Source organism: Flavobacterium sp., from assembly GCF_003525665.1.
Lineage (GTDB): Bacteria > Bacteroidota > Bacteroidia > Flavobacteriales > Flavobacteriaceae > Flavobacterium.
In genome coordinates this window covers 1,635-2,723 of the sequence record NZ_DQDX01000100.1, presented here as the reverse complement: position 1 = coordinate 2,723, position 1,089 = coordinate 1,635, and the positions used below count along the sequence as shown (strand labels likewise).

Genomic DNA, 1,089 nt, shown 5'->3' with positions numbered 1-1,089 from the left:
AATATGATTGCTCCATCCTTCGCTTTTAGACCATATTTTTTTAATGCTTCTTCTGAATTTAGCTTAACAATTTTTGATTCAAAAAGTTCAATATTTTTACCTTTTAAATCTTCTTTAGTATATTGTTTTCCATTGATAATGAACAAACGATCTAAATTCTCCTCTGTATCGCTTTCATAATGAGAATTGTAGATTGATGTAAATTCTTTTTTTTCTGATTCTTCAGTTTTGTTTTTGAAGTAGAATCCAATTTCGCCTTTTCCATTTTGATCTATACTTCTTCTAAAATAGATTGGGTCAATACCTTCTTTTTTAGAAAACTCTTTGGTAAATTGATTTCCTATTTCATCATGATATGAAATTGTAATATGTGTAATTTCATTATTTTTATTTCTTTTAATATTGGAAAATGTAAAGTCTACGCCAGATTTTTTTGCTTCAATAGCATCGTTTTCAAATTCTTCATCTGGACTATTTTTATTCCAGTTCATTTCCACAATATTTTGTGTAGTCGAGGTTATTTGAGAACCATCTTCTAATGTGATTAACTTCTCTTGTGCAATTACTTTCACTTGGAACAGAATTACAAAAGCTACTAATGCAGGAATGATCACTGCGTACTTCCAAGAATTTCTCTTGTTGGATTGATTTTTGTTTAACATAACGATTCGTTTTTTGATTAATGATTGATAAAAATGATTGGTGATTGGTAAGCAGTTTTGATGAGAAACTACCTTTAAAAGTGCCATTTGATAGGCCTTTTTATCGTCTATTTGCGCAATAGCTTCGCTGTCGGCAATGTATTCTAAATTTTGAGTAACTGCTTTTTTGTACAGATACATGAACGGATTAAACCAAAATACTATTGAAAATAAGTTGGTTACTAAAACGTCAAATGAATGTTTTTGTGCACTGTGAATTTTTTCGTGCAGCAAAATACTTTGCAATTCTGATTCGGAATATAAACTCGAATTGTAAACAATATAATTGAAGAATGAAAAAGGTGACAGATTCTCGTTCACATCAATAAATTGAAATTTGTCTTGCTTTAAAACTTGTTTATTGTCTAAAATTTTAAATAGTGAAATG

At 28.8% G+C, this 1,089-nt stretch carries 1 protein-coding gene; it reads right to left on the bottom strand.

The features are described from left to right. On the bottom strand, positions 1–1,089 hold a 1,089-nt coding region (locus DIU01_RS07265; protein ID WP_290832972.1), incomplete at both ends, for a M56 family metallopeptidase.